At 58.0% G+C, this 21342-nt stretch carries 18 protein-coding genes; 9 read left to right on the top strand and 9 right to left on the bottom strand.

The features are described from left to right. Positions 1-19: 19 nt before the first annotated feature. The 3 genes from G5154_RS04740 to G5154_RS04730 all read left to right on the top strand — a co-directional run bounded on the left by G5154_RS04740 (position 20) and on the right by G5154_RS04730 (position 3117). On the top strand, positions 20-739 hold the full coding sequence (locus G5154_RS04740) for a hypothetical protein (RefSeq protein WP_421250418.1): 720 nt from the start codon (positions 20-22) through the stop codon (positions 737-739). A gap of 176 nt (positions 740-915) precedes the next feature. After that, entirely contained in the window at positions 916-1635 is a 720-nt protein-coding gene (locus tag G5154_RS04735) for a hypothetical protein (RefSeq protein ID WP_216978386.1), read from the top strand. Positions 1636-1749: 114 nt separating this feature from the next. Continuing rightward, the gene (locus tag G5154_RS04730; protein WP_421250417.1) at positions 1750-3117 is read left to right on the top strand and encodes a tetratricopeptide repeat protein; all 1368 of its coding nucleotides are present in this window, start codon (positions 1750-1752) and stop codon (positions 3115-3117) included. Between the two features lie 111 nt (positions 3118-3228). Here G5154_RS04730 and G5154_RS04725 read toward each other — a convergent pair whose 3' ends face one another. The 4 genes from G5154_RS04725 to G5154_RS04710 are packed head-to-tail and all read right to left on the bottom strand — an operon-like array spanning position 3229 to position 6369. Continuing rightward, positions 3229-3753 carry a protein disulfide oxidoreductase gene (locus tag G5154_RS04725; RefSeq protein WP_421211868.1) on the bottom strand — a complete coding sequence of 175 codons (525 nt, stop codon included), beginning with the start codon at positions 3751-3753 and terminating at the stop codon, positions 3229-3231. Further along, on the bottom strand, positions 3750-3899 hold the full coding sequence (locus G5154_RS04720; RefSeq protein ID WP_421250416.1) for a hypothetical protein: 150 nt from the start codon (positions 3897-3899) through the stop codon (positions 3750-3752). The genes G5154_RS04725 and G5154_RS04720 overlap by 4 nt, the downstream gene beginning before the upstream one ends. Then, positions 3896-5938 carry a protein-disulfide reductase DsbD family protein gene (locus G5154_RS04715; protein ID WP_421250415.1) on the bottom strand — a complete coding sequence of 681 codons (2043 nt, stop codon included), beginning with the start codon at positions 5936-5938 and terminating at the stop codon, positions 3896-3898. Before G5154_RS04715 ends, G5154_RS04720 begins: the two co-directional genes overlap by 4 nt. 50 nt (positions 5939-5988) lie before the next feature. Continuing rightward, positions 5989-6369, bottom strand: a complete 381-nt coding sequence (locus G5154_RS04710; protein WP_421243915.1) for a hypothetical protein — start codon at positions 6367-6369, stop codon at positions 5989-5991. Between the two features lie 616 nt (positions 6370-6985). On the opposite strand from G5154_RS04710, the gene G5154_RS04705 reads away from it, so the two are divergent. After that, on the top strand, positions 6986-10822 hold the full coding sequence (locus G5154_RS04705) for an SNF2-related protein (protein WP_421250414.1): 3837 nt from the start codon (positions 6986-6988) through the stop codon (positions 10820-10822). Positions 10823-10932: 110 nt separating this feature from the next. Here the strand turns inward: G5154_RS04705 and G5154_RS04700 are convergent, their stop codons facing one another. Then, positions 10933-11826, bottom strand: coding sequence for a DNA replication terminus site-binding protein (locus G5154_RS04700; RefSeq protein ID WP_421263890.1), 894 nt, complete (start codon positions 11824-11826; stop codon positions 10933-10935). A gap of 527 nt (positions 11827-12353) precedes the next feature. Here G5154_RS04700 and G5154_RS04695 point away from each other — a divergent pair. Then, entirely contained in the window at positions 12354-12563 is a 210-nt protein-coding gene (locus G5154_RS04695) for a DUF1127 domain-containing protein (RefSeq protein ID WP_005337823.1), read from the top strand. Between the two features lie 272 nt (positions 12564-12835). Then, entirely contained in the window at positions 12836-13861 is a 1026-nt protein-coding gene (astE, locus tag G5154_RS04690) for a succinylglutamate desuccinylase (protein WP_216978393.1), read from the top strand. Positions 13862-14021: 160 nt separating this feature from the next. Here astE and G5154_RS04685 read toward each other — a convergent pair whose 3' ends face one another. After that, positions 14022-15572 (bottom strand): LysM peptidoglycan-binding domain-containing protein, encoded by a 1551-nt coding sequence (locus G5154_RS04685; RefSeq protein ID WP_421250413.1) that lies wholly within the window; start codon positions 15570-15572, stop codon positions 14022-14024. A gap of 70 nt (positions 15573-15642) precedes the next feature. Continuing rightward, positions 15643-16407 carry a hydroxyacylglutathione hydrolase gene (gene gloB, locus G5154_RS04680; protein WP_236345314.1) on the bottom strand — a complete coding sequence of 255 codons (765 nt, stop codon included), beginning with the start codon at positions 16405-16407 and terminating at the stop codon, positions 15643-15645. Positions 16408-16479: 72 nt separating this feature from the next. Here gloB and G5154_RS04675 point away from each other — a divergent pair, with 72 nt between their 5' ends. Then, positions 16480-17202, top strand: coding sequence for a methyltransferase domain-containing protein (locus G5154_RS04675; protein WP_337072813.1), 723 nt, complete (start codon positions 16480-16482; stop codon positions 17200-17202). On the opposite strand, the gene rnhA is transcribed toward G5154_RS04675, so the two are convergent. Continuing rightward, positions 17190-17654, bottom strand: coding sequence for a ribonuclease HI (gene rnhA / locus G5154_RS04670; RefSeq protein ID WP_288728516.1), 465 nt, complete (start codon positions 17652-17654; stop codon positions 17190-17192). The genes G5154_RS04675 and rnhA overlap by 13 nt on opposite strands. Before the next feature lie 75 nt (positions 17655-17729). Between rnhA and dnaQ the strand changes: the two genes are divergently transcribed. Together dnaQ and G5154_RS04660 are read left to right on the top strand one after the other, a co-directional pair. Beyond that, positions 17730-18464 (top strand): DNA polymerase III subunit epsilon, encoded by a 735-nt coding sequence (gene dnaQ, locus G5154_RS04665; RefSeq protein ID WP_005347274.1) that lies wholly within the window; start codon positions 17730-17732, stop codon positions 18462-18464. Next, on the top strand, positions 18461-19723 hold the full coding sequence (locus tag G5154_RS04660) for a TIGR03503 family protein (RefSeq protein WP_337072861.1): 1263 nt from the start codon (positions 18461-18463) through the stop codon (positions 19721-19723). The genes dnaQ and G5154_RS04660 overlap by 4 nt, the downstream gene beginning before the upstream one ends. A 101-nt stretch (positions 19724-19824) precedes the next feature. On the opposite strand, the gene G5154_RS04655 is transcribed toward G5154_RS04660, so the two are convergent. After that, entirely contained in the window at positions 19825-21342 is a 1518-nt protein-coding gene (locus G5154_RS04655) for an HD domain-containing phosphohydrolase (RefSeq protein ID WP_236345551.1), read from the bottom strand.

Below are 21342 nucleotides of genomic sequence, written 5' to 3'. Positions count from 1 at the left end.
ATCATAGGGTTGCAATAACATGAGTGAAACAACAGAACAGCCGCAGAACGCAGAGGCTGATGGCGCCAACCACTACTACAGCGAGCAATACCTTGAATTGCAAAAGGAGCCTGTTTTATATGAGTGGCATATTGACCATGCCCCGCGAGCAGCATGGTCATCGTCACTGTTAATGGGTGGTGTGTGTTGGCTAATTGCATTAATGGTTTTTATTAATAGCGATAGTCAGAACCCCTGGCCGTTAATTTGGGTGCTTTTAATACTGGGTGTGTGGGGTGTTATTTTTTCGCGCTACTTAACTGACCCCAACCAGCTCTATCACTACCGAATGACTGCCAAGGGGATCTACTACACCCAGCAGGACAAGATCCCGGAAGTGGCTTACACCATTGCACGCGGGATTGGTGGCTTGTTGATTGTGGGTAGCATCATTGCTGTCGGCTTGGTGGGGCCGCTGGCATTGGCCGGTGCAGGTGCGGGTGCATTTCTGGCCTTTAAAATTACCAATATGAAACCAAGAGTGTTTCATAGTGGCTGTCAGTTCAAAGGTTTTGGTGGTCTTTCCATATTTAGAGATGTTTATGGGATCAAAATTATAGAGATGCCAAGAGAGACGGGGCAGTACGGCATTGTGTTAACACACAAGGAAGATTATGAACGCGTGCTAAATGATTTAGCTCGTTCACTCCCTGACTATCAAATTACCGAAGCCAAGTCGCGCAAAGAGTTCGGTTATTAAGCCATGGGGCAGAGAGGCTGCAATTCAGCTTATCTGCCCTTTGATTGACCAATAATGGTGCCACCTGCAGGCGCAGCGCTTTGTGGCAAGAGCAACCTTTACCAGTGGAGTGGTCTTGACCGTAGAATCTGATATCACACTGCCAGTGAAAGGCACCATCATAAGGTTGCAATAACATGAGTGAAACAACAGAACAGTCTCAGAACGCAGAGGCTGATGGCGCCAACCACTACTACAGCGAGCAATACCTTGAGTTGCAAAAGGAGCCGGTTTTATATGAGTGGCAGATTGCTCATCGGCAGAGGTTGGTGAGAGAGATGGCTGCGGGTTTATGCGGTTTACTTTGGTTTATTGGTTTAATGATTTTTATTAACGGTGATAATGAGCATGACTGGCAAATAACCCTCATGTTTCTGGTGTTTGGTGTATTAGGAGCACTTCAAGGACGTTATATTTTTTCACCTAATCAACTCTATCACTACCGAATGACCGCCAAGGGGATCTACTACACCCAGCAGGACAATATCCCGGAAGTGGCTTATACCATTTCTCGCGGCATTGGTGGTTTGTTGATTGTGGGCAGCATCATCGCTGTGGGTCTGGTGGGGCCGCTGGCACTGGCCGGTGCAGGTGTCGGTGCATTTCTGGCCTTTAAAATAACCAATATGAAACCTCAAATAAATCATTATGGTTGTAAGTTTTCCAAAAAAGCTGACATCACCATTTATAGAGGTGTATATGGCATTGATATATTTGGTCGGCCATTTGACTCTGAGGGGCATGCAACCATATTCACTAACGCGCAAAAATACGAAAACGTATTGAATGATATTATTGGTTTCTTACCTGAACATAAATTGATAGAGGTTTCGACGCGCAAAGAGTTCGGTTATTAATTCAGGGCGAAGAGGCTGTAATTCAGCTTCTTTGCCCTTTGATTGACCAATAACGGTGCAATTTGCAATAGCGCCTGTTTTATTCTCATTTTTTCACTCTGCGAAGGATTTCCCATGACATATCGAGTCTTATGCCTGGCAGTGGCAGTCAGTGTGCTTGCAGCCTGTTCTTCCACTGCCCCACGTACTGACGCCGAGCTATCCCAAGCTGCAAAGCAGGGGGATGGCCGCGCCCAATATGAGCTGGCCAGACGGCTGGCAACCCAACCCGATTACCCCAATGCCATGCACTGGATGCAGCAAGCGGCTGAGCAGTCGGGCCCCTTGGCTGCCGATCAGCAGATCCGCGCCAACGCTGCGTGGCAAGTGGGTGACTGGTATCAGGCCGGGCTCGGTGAGCCCAAAAATCCGGCGCTCGCTACCCAGTGGTGGCAGCGCTCGGCTCGCCTTGGCAACAGCAATGCCAGCTATCAGCTGGGCGTGATGTGCCAGGAGCAGCATCAAGGCAAACTGGTGAGTGAATGCCTCGACTGGTTCGAGCAGGCCGCCAAGCGGGATCATGCTGACGCTCAGCTGGTACTGGCCCGCTGGTACAGCACCCAACCGGGGGCCGATACGGATGCCGTCAAGTGGCTTGAACGGTCCGCAGAGCTTGGCAACCGTGATGCCCAGTACCTGCTGGGCGAGCGCTATGCGCAAGGTAAAGGGGTCGCCAAACGGCCGGATCTTGCGCAGCGCTGGAACGACAAGGCAGCAGCCCAGCAGCAACCGGACGCTTTGCTAAAGCAAGCCAGACAGGCCGCCCCTATCCATGGGTTCGCTGCCTATCAACGGGCTGCCAATGCCGGTTCTGCTGAAGCCGAGCTCTGGCTTGGCCAGGCTTATCTGGCCGGGGAGTTGGTATCAGCAGACCCTGCTTTGGGCCGTTACTGGCTGGAGCTGGCCGCTGCACACGGTTCCCATGAGGCCGAATATCAATTGAGTTTGCAGCAGGTAGACCGGGAGCAGCAGATCCACTGGTTAATGCGTGCTGCTGACGGTGGTGTGACCAGGGCATGGTTCGATCTGGCAGCACTGCAGCAGGAGCAAGGTGAACTGGAGCAGGCCAGAGCCAGCTATGCCAAGGCCGCCCGGAAAGGGAATAGGGCTGCACTCTATGCCTACGGTGAAATGCTGCGTTTGGGGCAAGGGGGTAAAGAAGATTACGCGTTGGCACTCAAGCAGTATCGGCAGGCGGCCCAACAGGGTGATCGTATGGCGCAATACCGGATGGGAACCATGCGTGAAGAGGGACTGGGGGCTCCGCGTAACCGGGTACATGCCTATGCCTGGCTGTCATTGGCAGCAACAGAAGGGATGCCGGAGGCGGTGCAGGCTCGCGACGAGCTGGAAGCAGCGATGACCAAGCCGGAGGTCAAACAGGCGCAGAAACTGTCGGAGCACTGGTTTGGCAAGATGCCATCACCGGTGGGGAAAAGCTAAACAGCGTAGCTGCGGGCTCCGGCCTTTTTCTGAATCGAGGTCAGAACGATACCATTGCGGCCCCTCTTCAGCGGGAAGAGGGGCCGCAATGGTGTTCCTAGGCGGGCCGAGTTAGCCGAGGCTGGCCCAGGCCAACCGCAGTTTCAGTCCCGGGCCAGAGCTCCAGCCAGTGGTGGTGCTCACCACTTTACCCTGCTTGATGATGAGGAAGCTGGGGGTGACGCTCACCTGCCAGCGGGCGGCAAGGTCGCCATGCTCATCATTGTGGGTCGGGAAGGTCAGCCCCTTCCTGGCTATCCCCTGCTGCAACCTGGCTGGGTCGCCGGAGCGCAGCGCCACTGTCAGCACGTTTTCGCCGTCTCGCCATAGCTGCTCCACTGTCGGTGTGGTAACACGGCAGACTGCACACCAGCTGGCCCAGTAATAGATCAGCAGTGGTCTGTCCCGGCTCATTGTCTGCAGGTCGGCCAGAGTGCCATCTTGCAGCAGCAGTTTAGGCAGCGGGCTTCCCTCTGGCAGCGCCGGACTGCGCCAGAGGTCCAGCGCTGTCGAGATAATCACCGCCAACAGCAGCAGCCAGAGGGCTTCCTTGCTCCAGCGGCGCAGACGGAGGATTCGGGATGATGTTGCTGTCATGACTGCCCCTTGATGACCAGTGCGTTTTTGACGTTGCCCCCGAGCGCTATATGAGGGAGATCAGCCGATTGCCGATAATTTCCCCCTTGCGCTGCGGGTATGCCCCGCTCTTCCGGCAGGATCTGTATGAGCAGGATATATCTCATCTTGTTTCTCCTTGAACAGGGGCGTGCGCAGCTTGCTCCAGAGTGGCCAGCAGAGTTGCACGATCTAGCAGCGGAGAGAGGATCTCGCCACCTGGTAGCCCGGGGCCATAGATTTGGTTGAAAGGAATGGCCACACTGCCGCGTTGGCGCAAGAAGCCGGCGATGCTGTCGGAGGGGCGGCTCCAATCCCCGCGCAAGGCCACCACATCGGGGGCACTCAGGGCTCGTTGCACATCATCGCGCAGCAGCACGTTGAATTTGTTGGCTTTGCAGGTGATGCACCAGTCGGCGGTCACATCGACGAAGACCCGCTTGTGTTGTGCCAGGGCGTCCTGGATGGCCAGCTCCGAGAGAGGCTGCCAGTTGACGTTATCCTGTGGTGGTTTGCCCTCCATGGTGAAGGCGCTGCCGAGCAGCAGGGCGGCGACCAGCAAGCAGCCCAGTGCCAGCCCCAGGGTTACACCGCGAATACCGTGGCGCCATACGACCGCCAGCAGCAGGGCCACCAATATCAGCACCATCAGGATCACTACCCTGTTATGGCCGATATGGTTGCCAAGCAGGCTGAGCAGCCAGAGGCTGGAGCACAGCATCATCAGGCCGAGCAGGATGCGCAGGCGCCCCATCCAGCGTCCCGGTTTTGGCAGCCAAAGCGCGAGACGGGGCAGGGCGGCGATGAGCAGCCATGGCAGGCTCATGCCAATCCCCAGTGCGGTAAAGACAAGCCAGAGTTGACCGGATGGTGCCCCGAGCGCAAAGGCGACTGCGGTGCCAAGGAAAGGGGCGGAGCAGGGTGTTGCCAGCAGAGTGGCAAAGCAGCCCTGTAGAAAGTGACCGGCCATGCCGTTGCCACCTGCGGTTGCCAGGCGGGTGTTGACATTGCTGGATAACCTGATCTCGAACAGCCCCAGCAGGTTGGCACAGAACAGCAAGGTCACCACGACCATGAAGCCGATAAACCAGACGCTCTGGAACTGGATACCCCAGCCGACGGCCCCCTGGGTGGCGCGCAGCAGGGTGCTCATCAGTGCCAGCGTCCAAAAGGAGACCAGGATACCTGCGCTTGCCGCCAGGAACTGCAAGCGAACCGGGCGACGCTCACGGGTCTCCAGTTGCAGTACTGATCCCAGCTTGAGGGCCAGCACCGGCAACACACAGGGCATCAGGTTGAGAATAAGCCCACCAAGCAGTGCAGCCCCCAGGATCCAGCGCAGCGAGTGGCCACCAGCGGGTAGTGGCAGGGGATCACCTATGGTGACCTGGCGCTGCCAGGCTTCATCACCATTGACCAGTACCACGCCCAATTGCTGATGACGGATATCCGGTGCATCCCCTTGCCAGCCATCGCTGACCGGAATGCGGGCAATCAGGGTATTGCCCTGCACCTCCAGGCTGGGCTCGCCAAACTCGACCCCCTCCAGCTGCTGGAGGAAAATCTGCGGAGCCCGCCACCCCTCTTGCTGCTTAGCGCTCAGCTGTAGCCGGTTTTGCTGGTAGCCAGCCTGGAGGTTGACGCTCTTGGGCATGGCTTGTGGCAGCTTGCTCATCGCCTGTGCATAGGTAAGATCGAACCCGTCCGGTGCCGTACCATCCAGAGCAAGGGCAAAAGGGTAGTCGGTCAGGATGCAGACGTTGCTGCAGGTTGAAAGGCGTAATGTGCCGGTCAACTCTTTGCGGTTGCCATGCCCAAGGCTGATGGGAAAGGTGACGGCCTGCTGATACCCCTGGGTCGACATGCCGCTGACCGCGAATCGCTCTGGCACTGGCCAGTGCCATTGTTGAGTGAGTTGGGGGTCATCCCAAAGAATTTCAGGGGCAATCCCCCCTTCACCCGGGTTTTGCCAATAGGTTTTCCAGCCGGACTCGAGTGCCAGACTGAGCAGCACCCGGGGCTGTGCCGGATCCCGGCTATCTGCTTGCAGCCGGATTTGTGCGTGATCGTTGCGGGGGCTGGTGAGCCAGCCGGTATCGCTGGCCAATCCGATGGATTGCCACAGCAGGCTGCCCAGCAAGAGGGCAGTCTTGAAGATGTTTGACATGGTGTTGTCTCTTGAAAATGAAAGTCAGGGTTGTTTAAGCCGCGACTGACTCATTCTCGCCAGACACAAAGGGTGAGATGAAGCCGCCGTTCTGGCGGAGAGATATTTCTGGGTGGGGGGAGGGGGGGCGAGCAACGGGGCAGTGGTGCCAGCAGGCCGATCAGGAATGCGATGGCAAAGAAGATCTGTTCGGCGCATTGCAGGCTGGCGGCACTGAGCCACTTGCCGTTGAGCTGGCAACTGCCGGGTTGCGGCGTTGCGGCGCGGCCATCCTCATCGACATCGATGGCGGAGGATGGGGCGGTCAGCATATGGCAGCCAGCGGCTATCTCCAGCTGAGCCAGCCTGGTCAGTGGCTGGAGTGCACAATTGAGCAGCAGAATGCAGACCAGCAGCAGGAGTCTTGTCGCCACGCGTTGTCGCAAAATCATGTTGCTCCTGCCTTCTTGGAATGGGGCACATCCTATCGATCAATGACAGCCCGGGCAAGCCGGTCGGATGGATCCCCGTTTCTTGCAACCGGTGAGTTGCCACCCAGCCCTCGTAACTGGCCGAGTACCGAGCGTGCTGGCCAGATCAGTCTGCCAATGCTCCGGACAAGGGCAATCGCTCCGCTACCAACAGTCAGTGATGTTCCGCGCATGCAGGCAGTCAGTGTAAAGAGAACCCGTCGAGTACTGAATGGACATTGGGATATGGGGACCCATGTCGAGACGAGAGAAAGGCCAGGCTGAAGATGGTTCATTTGGCGCAAAATCATCTCTTTTGGTCGCCAAATATTGAAAGCGTTTTCAGAAATCCTTTTCAACTGTGATCCGCTTCAAAGCTTTTTCGGGCGCCAACCTCTAGCATTGGCCCCACGAATTAGGGGCTAGCGCTCCCGATTTTCCCGCTGTGGGAGGTAACCGGATGATCCGGCTATTTCCTTCGTTACTTTCGACGGTCATCACGGATGGCCGTTTTTTTTTGAGTTATTTCACGGTAAAGGGTCGAGTGGCTGACGCTTTCCCGTTAAAATTCCGCTTTTGCATCTGCCCGTGAGTCTTGATGTCTGCCTCCACCCTCTCCTCGGATAGTTATCTGCTGCTCAGTGCCTTGCAACTGCAGCGTGTCGCCAGTACCCGTCTGTTACAAGATACGCTGGGGGCGGGCCATGAGCTCGCCAGCCACCTGACCCGGCTCCATGACGCCGGCCTTGTCAGATTGCGCGGGGAGCAGCAGTGGAGCCTGACTGCAGAGGGGACGCTTGCGCTGATCCTGGGGGTGCGGGCTGGGCTTTGTGCTGCCCCTGACTGGAGCCGGGTCTCCTCGGTGACCGGCCAGGATCTGGTTCACGGGCTGGTGCGCGAGCTTTGCAGGGGCAAGGCGGGCGAGATCCCGGCTTTCTTCTCTCCCGGTGATCTGCTCACACTGCTCGATACCGCAGATGCCCATCTGCTGCTGGCGGGTTCCAGCCCCGCCTGGCAGCAACTGTTGCTGGAGCACTTCTCGCTGCAGCTGCTGCTCGATGCCCCTTATGAAGAGCGCTGGCCGCTGGCCAATGCGCTAGTGCGCTGTGCCCCCGAGGTGCAGGCGCAAGGTAAGGCGTTTGAGGCGGAGTGGCGCTGGCTCTGTGGGGATGGCGAAAGCACCGATTCCAGCCTGTTGTGGCCTGCCCTGCAGGCGGTTGCCTCGCAGGGGGAGTGTGGCCCTCTGGGTGAGCGGTTGCTCACAGCTCTGGGCCAGTGGCAGGCCGAGGGTCATGAGGGGCAGTGGCCGCGTGCCTTCAGTGCTTTGCTCTGGCTCGGCTGGTTGCAGCAGGCAGACCCCGTCATTGCCAGCGAGCAGCGCAAGAAGTGGCAGCGCAGCCTTGGCGGACAATTTCCGCTGCTGGCCGATCTGCTCAGCCAGTGGGCCGGTGAGCGGCATGGGCAGGCGGTCGGCTTGTTCGATACCCTGCAACTGCCGGTGGAGGAGCTGCACTGGGGCTATCTCTGGCTCGATCTCTGCGCGCTGGCCCGTCACGGCGCCCAGAGCGCGCAGGTGGCCATGCTGCACAAGTGGGATCTCTCCCACCTGCTTGACGCCGAACCCCATCATCGGCTGATGGCGTTTTGTCAGGATCTGCTGCGCCTGCTGCTGGGAGAGGGGGCCAAAGGGGCGCCACTCTGCCAGCTGCGCAACAGCGAGGCCGAAGACGAAGAGCCAGAAGAGGAAGGCGGCGAGGAGAAGGGGGCTGCCTCCGCCAGCTGGCTCAACTGGCTGCAGGGGCTGGGACGTGCCAGCGGTGTGCGCAAGCCGCAGGAGCGGCTGGTGTGGCTGCTTCACGCCGATGGCCCCGAGCTGGAGTGCAAGATCCAGAAACTCAGCACCAAGGGGGAGTGGACGGCGGGCCGCCGGGTCGATCCCACCCTGCTCTCCACCCAGTATGCGGCGCTGCTCGATGAGCACGACTGGGCAGTGGTGCGCACCCTGCCGCGGGTGATGGGACGCTTGCCCCGGGATGTCTGGGCGCCGCTGGCCGATCACCCCCGCCTGTTCAACGCCAAGGGGCAGAAGCTGCAGCTCGCCATCACGGCGCCGCTGCTGCAGATTATCGCGACCGAAGAGGGGATGAGTGCCTTGCTGATCCCAGATGCAGCCGCCCGCGGGGCCCATATCATGCCGCTGGCGCAGGATCTGTGGCAGCTCATCCTCACCCCGCAGCCGCTGCTCGACCGTTTGCCAGCGCTCGAATCCATCCCGCTGCTGCCCGCCGAGGGGATGAGCGAGTTGCAGCGCACTCTGGACGGGATCGCCGATCTGCCTTGGCACAGCCAGGTTGAGGGATTGCACGGCAATGCCGAACTGGCCCCCTGGCCGGGCATTCCTTCGGTGCAGCTCGATTGGCAGGATGGCCAGCTGGCGGTCAAGCTGGTGACCCGTTTTGACGAGTTGCCTCCCCAGCCTCTGGGCAAGGGGGAGAGCATCATCCGTCAAGGGATCAAGGGTAACCACTATTGGCAGCGGGATCTCGGAGCCGAGAAGGGGCAGGCCCAACTGCTGCGCAATCAGCTTCCCATCGATCTGCCCGGCAGCGAGTGGCGCCTTGAAGGAGAGCAGGCACTGGCATTGGTCAATGCCCTGCCGGAGCTGGTGGATGCCGGCGTGGTCATTCACTGGCATCAGGACAGCGCCCGCCTCAAGAGCCTCGATGAAGCGGCACTGAGCCTGCGCATCGAGCGGCGGCAGGACTGGTTCCAGGTCGAAGGGGCGCTGGCCCTCGATGAGCATCAGATCCTCGATTTGCGCCTGATCCTGCGTCAGCTGACCCCGGGTCAGCGCACCGTCCAGCTCGACGAAAAGACCAGCCTGATGCTGAGCGACAAGCTGGTGGAGCGGCTTTCCATGCTGGGGGCCATGCTCGACGACGAGCAGCGGATCAACCACAAGCTGGCCTATCCGCTTACCCGTCTGCTCTCGGTCATCACCACCGAGGGGGATGCGGCATGGCAATCTCTGCAGCAGGAGTGGCAGCAGGAGGTATCCTGCCCGCCGGAGCTGCTCACCGCGCTGCGGGATTACCAGAAGGAGGGGGTGCGCTGGATGGCGACCCTGGCCCATCACGGTTTTGGCGCCTGTCTGGCCGATGACATGGGTCTGGGCAAGACGTTGCAGGCGCTTATCGTGCTGCGCATGCGCCAGCACCTTGGCCCAGCCCTGGTAGTGGTGCCCAAGTCAGTGGTCACCAACTGGCAGGAGGAGGTGGCCCGTTTCGCCCCCGAGCTGGAGGTGGTGATCTTTGACAATCCCGCCGAGCGCGAGCGCATTATTCGCGATGCCAAAGCGGGGCAGGTGATCATCATCAACTACGGTATGCTCGGCAGTCTGGCGGAGGCGCTCAAGGGGCGTCGCTGGCCCTCCATGGTGCTCGATGAGGCACAACAGATCAAAAACGCCGGTACCCAGCGCGCCAAGTTGTTGTTCCAGCTGGAAGGGGATTTTCGCCTCGCCCTCTCCGGCACGCCCATCGAGAACCATCTGGGGGAGTTGTGGAGCCTCTTTACCTTTATCAACCCGGGGTTGCTCGGCAGCCTTGGCGAGTTCAAGCGCCGCTTTGGCAAGGCGGTCAAGGATCCCCAGCATATGGCGTTGCTGCGGGCGGTGATCAGCCCCTTCATCCTCCGTCGTCTCAAGCAGGAGGTGTTGACCGAGCTGCCAGACAAGACCGAGATCATTCACCACATCAGCCTCTCCCCCGAAGAGCGTCAGCTCTACGAGGCGACCCGGCGTGAAGTGGTGCAGCAGGTGCAAAGTGCCGATGGTCGTGCCCTGATGCATGTGTTGAGTGGCCTGACCCGGTTGCGCCGGCTTTGCTGTTCGCCGGAGCTGGTGATGCCCGAGTGGTCGCAAACCAGCAGCAAGCTGGATGAGGCGATGGCCCTGCTGGAAGAGGCGATTGACGGTGGTCATCGGGTGCTGGTGTTCAGTCAGTTTGTCGATCTGCTGAGCCTGCTGCGGGCCCGCATCGAGCAGAAATCCTGGGATTACTGCTATCTGGATGGCGGCTGCTCCGCCAAGTCCCGTCAGGACTCCATCCTGCGTTTTCGCCACGAGGCGGTGCCGTTGTTCCTCATCAGCCTCAAGGCAGGGGGGACCGGCCTCAACCTCACCCAGGCCGATACCGTGCTGCACCTCGATCCCTGGTGGAACCCGGCGGTGGAAGATCAGGCGAGCGATCGGGCCCACCGGATGGGCCAGACCCAGCCAGTGACCGTCTATCGCCTGGTGTGCGAGCAGACGGTGGAGGAGAAGATTGTCGCCCTGCACGACGAGAAGCGGGCGCTGGCCGATGGTCTGCTGAGCGGCCAGTCCGAGGTGCGCGGGCTGGATGTGGAGAGCCTGCGGGCCCTGCTGATGAGCTGATCCGCTGTAGCACCAGCGACATGGCCATGCCATATGAAAGAGGGGAGCACATCTTGCCGATGTGCTCCCCTCTGTCGTTTCTGCGTGCCGGTTTTAGCTGGCTCGTCGCGTTAGCCCTGATAGAGGTAGAGATGCAGCCGCTCGATGATGGGCTCGCCACCAATCTTGCGATCTCGCCGCGCCTGCCGGCTCTTGGGGGGATAGTTGCCCAGATGAGTGACTGCAGGCGGGGTATCCGAGCAGAGCAGCAGCGGCAGGCTCGCCTTGATCTGCTGCTTGCGCGGGGTGCGCTCCAGCCAGAGCAGGTTGATCATCGGGTGGGTCTTGACCGGGCGGCGGATCCGCAGCTCGGCATCGGCGGGCAGACGGCGAATGTCGTACACCTCCTGATCCACCATCTTGCTCCACTCCTCGCTGTTGGAGAGGGCCGGTATGTAGCGGCGGCTGCGCTCCAGCATCTCCAGCACCTGCTCGCGACTGAGACGATTGATGGTCTGCTTGTCAGCCCAGGTAAAGCCGAGGGATTGCAGCTCCCCCGCCAACAGGGTCAGCTTGCGGTAGACCTGCAGGGTGATCACCCCGGGCAGGGCGGTATGTACCAGCTCGAACTTCTCATCCCGTCCCCCCGCCTGCTGCACCAGCGCCTTGAAATAGAGCTTGTGTTGGTTGATTTGGTCGATCAGCGGTTGCAGCAAGGGGGCTGCGGCGGCAGGAAAGCGCAACCAGCCAGGCAGCCGGTGAGTCGCCTTGGTGGAGCAGCCGGGGCGGGCGCTGTGGTCCCGATAAGCGGCGAGGGTGGCCGCCAGTGCGGCTTCACCGTTGAGATAGCCCACCTCAATTTGCTCGATCGGGTCGTGCTCTTCTCCCTGCGCCACCGGGGGGAGGGGATAGACATGGGCCTCCTGCAGCTCGAGCTGGTCAAGCAGATCGGCCAGCTGGTTGAGAGAGGTTTCAATGGCGGCCATCTGTTGACGCAGGGCGGCGGTAGGGGTAAAGGTATCCATCGATGATCCTGTGGTCTGACCCGCTGTTGACGACATCAGGTATGACATCTGCTGCGGGTAGCAAAACTACTGTATAAATAAACATACCAGCATGCGGTTGGAGTGCCAAGAGGCACTTTGGGGAGGAGGCAATGTGCGCCTCTGAATGGGGATGCAGTAAGGGTTTTATTTATGTTTCAGTATGTTAAATAAAGATCGCCGCAAGATCATTGAATTAACAATCATGTGTAACTCCGCTGTTGCCCGCTGTTCACACCTTGTCCATCCCTGCATATGTAAAGCAGTAAAATGCATATATAGATGGGGGCCATGCAGCACAATATGCTGTGCGACTCTGCTGGCCAACCATGAAGATAATTAGTTGTTTAAAATCAGGGTGTTAAAATTAAATCCTGCCATTTTTAAACATTAGATTTACTAATGTAACGTATCAAAATTCGTCAATTGAGTCGGTCTGACTCCCTGACTAAGCTTTGCGCATCAAATTGAAGCCCAGTGCGTAAACAAATATTCAGAGGAGCCACATCATGGCCAACATGACTTATACCGAAACCGGTTACCAGCATTCCAGCCAATTGAATCTGGTTGCTCGCGTTAAAATGACCGTTCTGACCTGGCTGGAGCGCAGCCGTAGCCGTCGCCAGCTCTCCGAGCTGCCCGAGTACCTGCTCAAAGACATCGGCCTGAATGAAGCTGACCGTTATCAAGAGACCACCAAGCCGTTTTGGCGTGGTTGATCAGCCGGGCATGGATGCCTCGTTTATCTGCTGATACTTGTATGCTGACTGCCGGGTGACATCAGGTCACCCCGTCAACCCTGCTGTTGTTTGCACCGTTATTGCTCTCTCATCCCCGCTTTCATATCCCTTTGTTGCTCCGCCCATTGCTGCCGTTTTACCTTGCCGCTGTTTGTATCGTTAATGTTTGAATTTGTTTAAAAATCGGTTTTAAGCCGCAACGCCTTGCGTATAATCCGGCCATAGTATTCCAGCGCAAGAGGGTGAGACGGATGATTCCCCAGCACGATTTTTTGGCCATGACCCGCAGCCACGAGTGGCAGCTCGATCCCTTTGATTTTGCGCTGCCGGATGGCACGCAAGTCAGCGTCTGGGATACCGGTGTCATCTGTCTGGAGCCTGCCAGCGGAGCGAGCGGCCAGCCGGGGGGGCGCAAGGATATCGTCCTCTCCTGCGGTATTCACGGCAACGAGACCGCCCCCATCGAGATCTGCAACCAGCTGCTGAGCCGTCTGCTCTCTGGCGAGCTGAGCGCCCGCCATCGGGTGCTGTTCCTGTTTGGCAATCCGGCGGCGATGAACCTCGGGCTGCGGGAGGTGGAGGAGAACATGAACCGGCTCTTCTCTGGCGCCCACAGCAAGGGGGAGGGGCTCTGCAATCGGGAGCGGATCCGCGCCATGCGTCTCGAGCAGTATGTGAGCCGCTTCTTTGCCGATCCGGCTCGTCCCCGTTACCACTACGATCTGCACACCGCCATTCGCGGTTCGCGCCACGAGAAGTTCGCCGTCTACCCCTTTCCCCACGAGCGGCCCCACTGCCGCGAGCAGGTGCAGTTCCTCGGCGCCTGCGGGGTGCGCACCATTCTGCTCTCCGCCAGCCCGACCACTACTTTCAGCTACTACAGCTCACGCCAGCATGGGGCCCACGCCTTTACGGTGGAGCTGGGCAAGGTCCGGCCATTTGGTGAGAACGACATGACCCGCTTTATCGAAACCCGGCAGGCACTGCAGGAGCTGGTCACTCAGGATGAGGTGGTGCTGGAGCCGTGGCGGGCGGATGATTTCACTCTGTTTGTTATCGATCGGGTGATCACCAAAAAATCAGCGGACTTTCGCTTCCTGTTCGCCAGCGATGTGGACAACTTCACCGAATTCCCCCAAGGGTTCGTGCTGGCCGAGGATGGTGAGCTGCGCTACACGGTGGAAAAGCCGCGTGAGGCGGTGGTCTTCCCCAATGCCAATGTGGCGATCGGCCAGCGCACTGTGTTGCTGGTTGTGCCGACAAGGCTCTGGGAATAGCGGTGATAGTTTTGCCTGCAGAGTGATGATGCATCCGCAGGCGGCGCCAAGTCATTGTTTTAGTCGGTGGCTCAGACACAGCAGCGGTTAGCCGCAGTAATAAAAAACGGGGCCAGTCATCTGACTGGCCCCGTTTTTTATCGGGTTCAAGCGGTGAGGCTTAGCTGTTGTTCTTCACAAACAGGGTCAGCTCCTGGCCGGGCTTAAGGTAATCCCCTTTATCCAGCTGGTTCCAGCGCATCACATCGTTGATGGCCACCTGGAAGCGAGCCGCGATGGAGGAGATGGAGTCGCCACGGCGAACCTGATACACCATCGATTTGTCGCTCTTCTTCCCTTGCTTGGGATAGACCACCAGCTTCATGCCTGGCTTGAGCGCCGACTTGGCATTCAGACCATTCCACTTGGCGAGCTCTTCGTGGGAGACGCCGTGTGCCTGGCTGATACTCCACAGGTTGTCACCCGAGCGCACCTTGTAACTGACCTTGGCCTTCTGGCTGCTGCCACGGCTTGCCAGCTGCTGCGGTTTGCTGGCGGAACTGGCCTTGCTGACCTGACCGTGGGTCGGGATCACCAGTTGCTGACCGCGACGCAGGTTGTTGCTGCGCAGATTGTTAGCCAGCTTCAGCTCACTCACGCTGACGCCATGATTCTGGGCGATGCGTGACAGAGTATCGCCACTGGTGACCTGATAGGAGCGGGTACGAATACGCTCGCTCTTGGGCAGATCGGCCAGTGCCAGCTCCAGGGTATCGGCATATTCTACCGGTACCAGCAGGCGGTAAGGGCCACGGGGCGACATCACGCCACGGCTCAGGGCCGGATTGACCTCCTTGAGCTGTGACGTGCGCAGACCTGCCAGTTGGGCGGCCACGTTCAGATCGATCTGGCTGCCGGTCTCCACCACTCGCAGCTTCGGCTCGTTGGCGAGCACCGGCAACTGGATATTGTACTTGTCCGCATTGCTGATCATGTCAGCCATGGCGAGGATCTTGGGCACATACATCCGGGTTTCGCGGGGCAGATCGAGTGACCAGTAGTCGGTCGGTTTGCCTGCGCGCTGGTTACGCTGGATGGCGTTGCGCACCCGTCCTTCACCGGCATTGTAGGCGGCCAGCGTTTGCAGCCAGTCGCCGTCAAAGAAGCGGTTCAGGTATTCCAGATAGTCGAGCGCCGCATTGGTGGAGGCCAGCACATCACGCCGTCCGTCATACCAGTTGTCGTGGCGCAGACCGAAGTTTCTGCCTGTCGCTGGCACAAACTGCCACAGACCGACGGCATTGCTGCGGGATCGGGCATGGGGATCAAACATGCTCTCGATCATCGGGACAGTAATAAGCTCCATTGGCAGCTCACGCCGTTCAATCTCCTCTACCATCAGATAGAGGTAGGGTTCAGCCCGGCTGGCAATGGTCGCCAGATGCTTATCATTGCGCAACAGCCACTCACGTTGCTGGCGGATGCGCGGGTTGTCCGGAGTTTCCAGTTGCATATCATCGCTGATACGCACCCACAGATTGTCCGTCTCTTCCATTTCATCCAGCTGTTCATCGCCAAACAGGAAATGGGAAGAGTGTTTTTTATGCGCTTTTTTCTTGACCTGGGGGGACTTGATCGGCTCGATTGCCGTTATCGCCCGGTCATCCTGATGGCTCAGGTTTTGGCAGCCGCTGAGCAACAGCGCTGCCAATAAGGCCGTTCGTACCTTCATCTCGTTCCGGTCATTTTTAAGAAAAACAGCCGGCATCATAAGGGGCAATCCCCTCCTGATCAAGGTTTGTTCAAAAAACATCCTTCCATTGACGCAAGATCGTAAAGGTATCTACCGGATTTTCCACGCATTTTAGCCCCTTCTTTTCAGCAGAAAATTTTACCGAATCGAGCTCGCAGCGCAGAAAAACATTAAACTTGCGCTCATCCTCCAGCCGGGTGGGCAGGCTTGGCAGCCCTTGTTGCCGCAGTTTGCTGATCAGTCCGATCTGATCACGGATCGCCGGATTGTCCGGTTCAACTGCATAGGCAAAGCGCAGGTTGGAGAGTGTGTACTCATGGGCGCAGTAGATCAGGGTCTCGTCGGGCAGGGCGGCAAGGCGCTGTAACGAGTGGTACATCTGTTCCGGTGTCCCTTCGAACAGACGGCCACAACCGGCCGAGAAGAGGGTGTCACCACAAAAAAGCATGCCGTTGCCATGGTAAGCGATATGGCCACGGGTGTGGCCGGGCACATGGATCACCTCGAGGGCGAGGCCGTGCCAGTTAATCTGATCGCCATCTTCCAGCCACTGACCGTGATGATCCGGCATGGGGTCAAGTTTGGGGCCATATAGCCGGGCATGGGGAAAGTGGCTGAGCAGGTCGGTGACGCCCCCGACATGGTCGTGATGGTGATGGGTCAGCAGGATGGCGTCGAGCACCAGACCCAATGCCTCGAGCCGCTCCAGCACGGGGGCGGCATCGCCAGGATCGACCACCAGACAGTGATTTTCGTGGCGGATCAACCAGATGTAGTTGTCATTAAAGGCTGGAACTGTGATCACTGGATACATGAGTCTGCTTCTCTTTAGGGAGGGTATCTTATATAACAGGATGGCGTTCGAAACCGCGAGTTGAACCCTATTATGCAGGTGGCACGTACCGAACAACAAATCGAGATCCCGACCAGCTGGTCAGCGCTGCCTATGGGTGACTGGGTGGCGGCCGAAATTCAGGAGCGGCTCGACAGCTGGTGCCCCAACTTGTTCGGATATCACTTGCTCAAGGTAGGAGCTCTGAGCGCGGAGCTCTCCTGCAAATGTTCATCCATTCGTCATCAGGTGGGCGTCTCGCCCGAGGGGCGACTGCTGGACATTTATGGCGATCCCCTCGAGCTGCCGGTGCGAACCGGTAGCGTCGATGCCTGTCTGCTGGCTCACTGCCTCGATTTTTCAGCCGATCCCCATCAGGTATTGCGTGAAGCCGAAAGGGTACTGACCGATGATGGCTGGCTGATTATCAGTGGTTACAATCCGGTGAGTTTGGTGGGGATTGGCCACTGTATCCCTTTTTTACGGCGCAAGTTGCCCTGGTCGGCGCGGATGTTTACCCCCGGGCGAGTCATCGACTGGCTCCATTTACTAGGGTGTGAAGTGATGTTCGACGAGCGTTTCGGTTACTCGTTTATGGGTAAACAGAGCTGGCACAGCTGGTGGCGGGAGAGTATCGGGCGGGACTATTGCAGAGCGTTTGCATCGGTATACGTTATTGCTGCCCGCAAACGGCGCTTTCCACTGATCCCGGTGCGGCGTCGCTGGCAACTGCCCAAATCTCTCGCCACACCGGGCATGGCCCGTCAGGGCTGGTAGCCGGTATCTTCGGCCAGATCCTTGCCGCATGCGGCATCTCTGGCCAGCTCGTCGCACCGTTCGTTCTCCGGGTGGCCGGAATGCCCTTTTACCCATAGCCACTCGATCTGATGACGACCCACTTCCGCATCCAGCGCTTTCCAGAGGTCGACATTTTTGACCGGTTGACGATTGGCGGTCATCCACCCCTTCTTTTTCCAGCCGATGATCCACTGGGTGATCCCCTGGCGCACATATTGGCTATCAGTGGTGAGGCGCACCTTGCACGGTTCGTTGAGGGTTCGAAGCCCCATGATGGCGGCCATCAGCTCCATCCGGTTATTGGTGGTCAGTTTGAAGCCGGCTGAAATTTCCTTGCGGTGTTTGCCATAAACCATGACTGCGCCATAGCCACCCGGGCCCGGGTTGCCAAGGCAGGAGCCATCCGTGAATAAATCAATCTGTTTTAACATGAGCAATCAATCTGTTTTAGCCAGAGGCTTGGGGTAAACTAGCGAGTAAAGCCGAAGTTTGACATAGATTGGATCATGAACACACCCCAACTGAATCGCCAGATCATTCTGGATACCGAAACCACAGGTATGAATACCGGTGGTGGCCCCGTTTACCTTGGCCATCGCATCATCGAAATCGGCTGTGTGGAGGTGATCAACCGCAAGCTGACCGGTAACCACTATCACGTTTATATAAAACCTGATCGTCCGGTCGACCCGGAAGCGGTACAGGTGCATGGTATCACCGACGAGTTTCTGCGGGACAAGCCGTCGTTTAGCCAGATTGCCGACGAGTTCCTTGAGTTTATCCGGGGCGCCGAACTGATCGCCCATAACGCACCGTTTGACGTGAGCTTTATGGACTACGAGTTCAGCAAGCTCGGACTCAACTTCAAGACGGCGGATATCTGTACTATCACAGATACCCTTGCGATGGCCCGGGATCTCTTCCCCGGAAAGCGCAACAACCTGGATGTGCTGTGTGATCGCTACGGTATCGACAACTCTCACCGTACTCTGCACGGGGCCTTGCTTGATGCGGAGATCCTGGCTGACGTCTATCTGTTGATGACCGGTGGCCAGACCAAACTCAATCTGGCTACAGAAAGCAGTGAAAACGAGAGCAATCAGGACACCAGCATTCGCCGGCTGGAGAGCAACCGGCCTGCGCTCAAGGTGATCCGTGCCAGTGCCGAGGTTCAGGCCCAGCACGAGGCTCGACTCGACCTGGTACAGAAGAAGGGAGGGAGCTGTCTGTGGCGGCAATGAGCAAGTGGTGGGCTTCCCTGTTGTTGTTGATGTCGCTTGGGGCTATGGCGACCGAGGTGTTCGCACCTTCTGACATTCCCATGCTCGATAACCGCTTTCGCATCGATTACGGTGTGAAGGAGATCACCTTCATTATCAAACGCAAAGCGGGCACTCCTTCGGTGATCCTGGTGCGTCCCGATGGCAGCAAGCTTTACGTGGGAAAGGCCAAACCCGCCGATGTGGGTTGGCTGGCCCTGCCGGAACATGATCTTATTACCCTGCGCAATCCGATGCCGGGCCCCTGGCAGGCGATTGGGGAGGTAGATCCCGACAATCGGGTTCGTATCCTCTCCGATATCCGGCTCGATATCGCCGCCTTGCCGATGCAGCTCTATCAGGGAGAGGTGGTCAAGCTCAAGTCATGGTTGCTGATCAATGGCCAGCCACCGCAAGATAAATACTACCTCTCTGACCTGGGGATGACGGTCAAGCTGCAATCATTCAGTGATGCTGCTCAGCAACAGGTGGTGCTGGATCAGGAGCTTGGCCGTTACCACGATGATGGAAAGGGGCTCGATGAGGTGCCGGGTGACGGTATCATGACTGCAGAGGCGACGCTGCAAGATATTCCCGCTGGCAAATACCGCGCCATGTTCAGCACCGGTAATCAGGTGTTTGTCCGTGCCCGCTATCAGGATGTGCTGCTTTATCCCTATCCGTTCAGCTATAACCTGGCGCCGCCTTCGGAAGAGCTGGGTGCCAAGCTCTCACTGCTAATCGACCGTGATGAGCTGGATCCCGCCTCCGTGGTGATCAAGGGGAGTGTGACCAGCAATGTGGGCGGCCTCTACGAGTTCAGCGAGACCGCCAGCGCCCCCAAGCTTGATATTGATCTCTCTGTCATCAAAGAGGTGGGGCAACATGAGGTGAAAGCGACCCTCTATGGCACCACTCGCCTGGGGCGCGAGCTGAAAATCGAATTACCGGTAAAGACCTTCAATATCTTCCCGCCTCCACCGCCTCCCGCAGAGGTGGCGTCGGCAGCTGCTCCGATTTCCAGCGCCGAGTCAGTCGAGGCTTTGCCTGAAGAGGGAATGGGATGGCTGCTTTGGCTACTGGTTGGGGGCGGGGTTCTACTGGTGTTGCTGGGGGGCGCCGGTTTTGTGGTGATGCAAAAACGGCGTGCCTTTAAACGTGCGCTGGCAGCCGCTCAGGCTGAAAATCAACAAAATGGCCAACCGACAGCCAAGCTGGATCTCAACTTGCCAGAGCAGTAGCCCGGACTCGGGAAAAACAATACACCAAATAAAAGAAACCGCCCTTGATATGCAGGGCGGTTTTTTTAGCTCGAACCCTTGGGATAAGGGGCCTGACGCCCTCAGTGATCGCCGATATAGACATCCTTGTTCTGCTCACGGATTTCGAGGAACCTGTCCAGATTGGCCATCATCAACTCGACCAGTTGGGGATCAAAATGTTGTCCCTTCTCCTCCTCAATCAGCCCAAGCACCTTGTCCAGCGGCCAGGCTTTTTTGTAGCAACGATCCGAACCAAGTGCATCGAACACATCGGCCAGTGCAACAATCCGTCCTTCCAGTGGAATATCGGCTCCTTTCAAACCTCGGGGATAACCGCTGCCATTCCACTTCTCATGGTGATTGCCTGCAATGGTGGCGCCAATCTGGAACAGCGCCAGATCGCTGCCGGAGAGCATATCCTGACCGAGTTGGGCATGGGTTTTCATGATCTCCCACTCTTCCGGGGTCAGCTTGCCCGGTTTGTGCAAAATGGCATCGGGAATACCTACCTTGCCAATGTCGTGCAGTGGTGAGGCGCGTTTAACCAGCTCGCTCTGCTCTTCGCTCATCCCCAGCAGGTGGCAGAAAAGCTCGGTATAGAGGGCTACCCGTTTGACGTGTAAACCCGACTCCTTGGAGCGGGTTTCGACCAGTTCGCCGATGCGATAGATGATCTCCCGCTGGTTGTCGGCGATCACCTCGTTGAGCCGGATATTTTCCAGCGCCACTATGATGTTTTCGGTAAACAGGGTAAGCAGGCTGGTATCGATCTGACTGAGCTGGCGAGTGGTCTCGATATGAAACAGCAGGTGGTGGCGCTGATTTTGGCAGTAGAGCGCCATCTGGTTGGTGTTGTAGATATTGCAGCCCCTGGTCATGGCTTGACGCAGTATCTCGGGCGCCTCTGTCAACCGCACGGGAGGATGACCTGGCAGCAGGGGCTCCAGCAGTTGATCCTTCACCTCGTAGGCATATTGTTTTACATCGTAAATCTGGGTCTCTCCCAGATGGAGCAGGGCGCTCAGCTGCTCCTGGGCACCTTCGACAAACTGACGCAGTGCCCGTTTCTCAAAGATCCCCTTGGAGGCCTCAATGACTTTTTCCAGTCCTTGCCGATTGCTCTCCAGAGTACGGATATCGCGATAGGAGCGCAGGCTGGCACGTAGCAGGGTGCGCAGCTTCTGGGAGGTGAGCTCGGTTTTATCCTTGTAGTCGTTGATGTCGTAGTTGGTGACCACGTCATCTTCCGGCGCCTGGCCGGGTTGGCCGGTACGCAGCACGATGCGTACCATCTTGTTTTGCAGCTCTTCCCGGACATATTTGACGACATCGAGGCCAGCGTGATCGACCTCCATCACCACGTCCAGCAGCAGTAGTGCAATGTCCGGGGTGGTGGCCAGCAATTTTTTTGCCTCTGCTGCCGAATAGGCATGCAGAAACTCGATGGGACGATTGTCAAACTCGAATTTGTTCAAGGTGATCTTGGTGATGCGATGTACTTCGGGTTCATCGTCAACGATCATTACCTTCCAGCCCGCTTGCTGTGCGTCGGGGAGGGAGAGCTCGTCATCATCAATAATCAGGATCTGGTCATCCAT

Source organism: Aeromonas sp. 600527 (assembly GCF_049175415.1).
Taxonomy (GTDB): Bacteria; Pseudomonadota; Gammaproteobacteria; order Enterobacterales; family Aeromonadaceae; genus Aeromonas; species Aeromonas veronii_A.
The sequence above is the reverse complement of the archived record's forward strand: the minus strand, read 5'-3'. Positions and strand labels throughout refer to the sequence as shown.

Bases quoted from the DNA above. Each gene is read 5' to 3' on its own strand.
- dnaQ (WP_005347274.1), top strand. From the start codon at position 17,730: ATGAACACACCCCAACTGAATCGCCAGATCATTCTGGATACCGAAACC.
- G5154_RS04695 (WP_005337823.1), top strand. From the start codon at position 12,354: ATGGCCAACATGACTTATACCGAAACCGGTTACCAGCATTCCAGCCAA.
- G5154_RS04725 (WP_421211868.1), bottom strand. From the start codon at position 3,753: ATGACAGCAACATCATCCCGAATCCTCCGTCTGCGCCGCTGGAGCAAG.
- G5154_RS04705 (WP_421250414.1), top strand. From the start codon at position 6,986: ATGTCTGCCTCCACCCTCTCCTCGGATAGTTATCTGCTGCTCAGTGCC.
- G5154_RS04735 (WP_216978386.1), top strand. From the start codon at position 916: ATGAGTGAAACAACAGAACAGTCTCAGAACGCAGAGGCTGATGGCGCC.
- G5154_RS04710 (WP_421243915.1), bottom strand. From the start codon at position 6,369: ATGATTTTGCGACAACGCGTGGCGACAAGACTCCTGCTGCTGGTCTGC.
- G5154_RS04685 (WP_421250413.1), bottom strand. From the start codon at position 15,572: ATGAAGGTACGAACGGCCTTATTGGCAGCGCTGTTGCTCAGCGGCTGC.
- G5154_RS04700 (WP_421263890.1), bottom strand. From the start codon at position 11,826: ATGGATACCTTTACCCCTACCGCCGCCCTGCGTCAACAGATGGCCGCC.
- rnhA (WP_288728516.1), bottom strand. From the start codon at position 17,654: ATGTTAAAACAGATTGATTTATTCACGGATGGCTCCTGCCTTGGCAAC.
- G5154_RS04660 (WP_337072861.1), top strand. From the start codon at position 18,461: ATGAGCAAGTGGTGGGCTTCCCTGTTGTTGTTGATGTCGCTTGGGGCT.
- gloB (WP_236345314.1), bottom strand. From the start codon at position 16,407: ATGTATCCAGTGATCACAGTTCCAGCCTTTAATGACAACTACATCTGG.
- G5154_RS04715 (WP_421250415.1), bottom strand. From the start codon at position 5,938: ATGTCAAACATCTTCAAGACTGCCCTCTTGCTGGGCAGCCTGCTGTGG.
- astE (WP_216978393.1), top strand. From the start codon at position 12,836: ATGATTCCCCAGCACGATTTTTTGGCCATGACCCGCAGCCACGAGTGG.
- G5154_RS04655 (WP_236345551.1), bottom strand. From the start codon at position 21,342: ATGGATGACCAGATCCTGATTATTGATGATGACGAGCTCTCCCTCCCC.
- G5154_RS04730 (WP_421250417.1), top strand. From the start codon at position 1,750: ATGACATATCGAGTCTTATGCCTGGCAGTGGCAGTCAGTGTGCTTGCA.
- G5154_RS04740 (WP_421250418.1), top strand. From the start codon at position 20: ATGAGTGAAACAACAGAACAGCCGCAGAACGCAGAGGCTGATGGCGCC.
- G5154_RS04675 (WP_337072813.1), top strand. From the start codon at position 16,480: ATGCAGGTGGCACGTACCGAACAACAAATCGAGATCCCGACCAGCTGG.
- G5154_RS04720 (WP_421250416.1), bottom strand. From the start codon at position 3,899: ATGAGATATATCCTGCTCATACAGATCCTGCCGGAAGAGCGGGGCATA.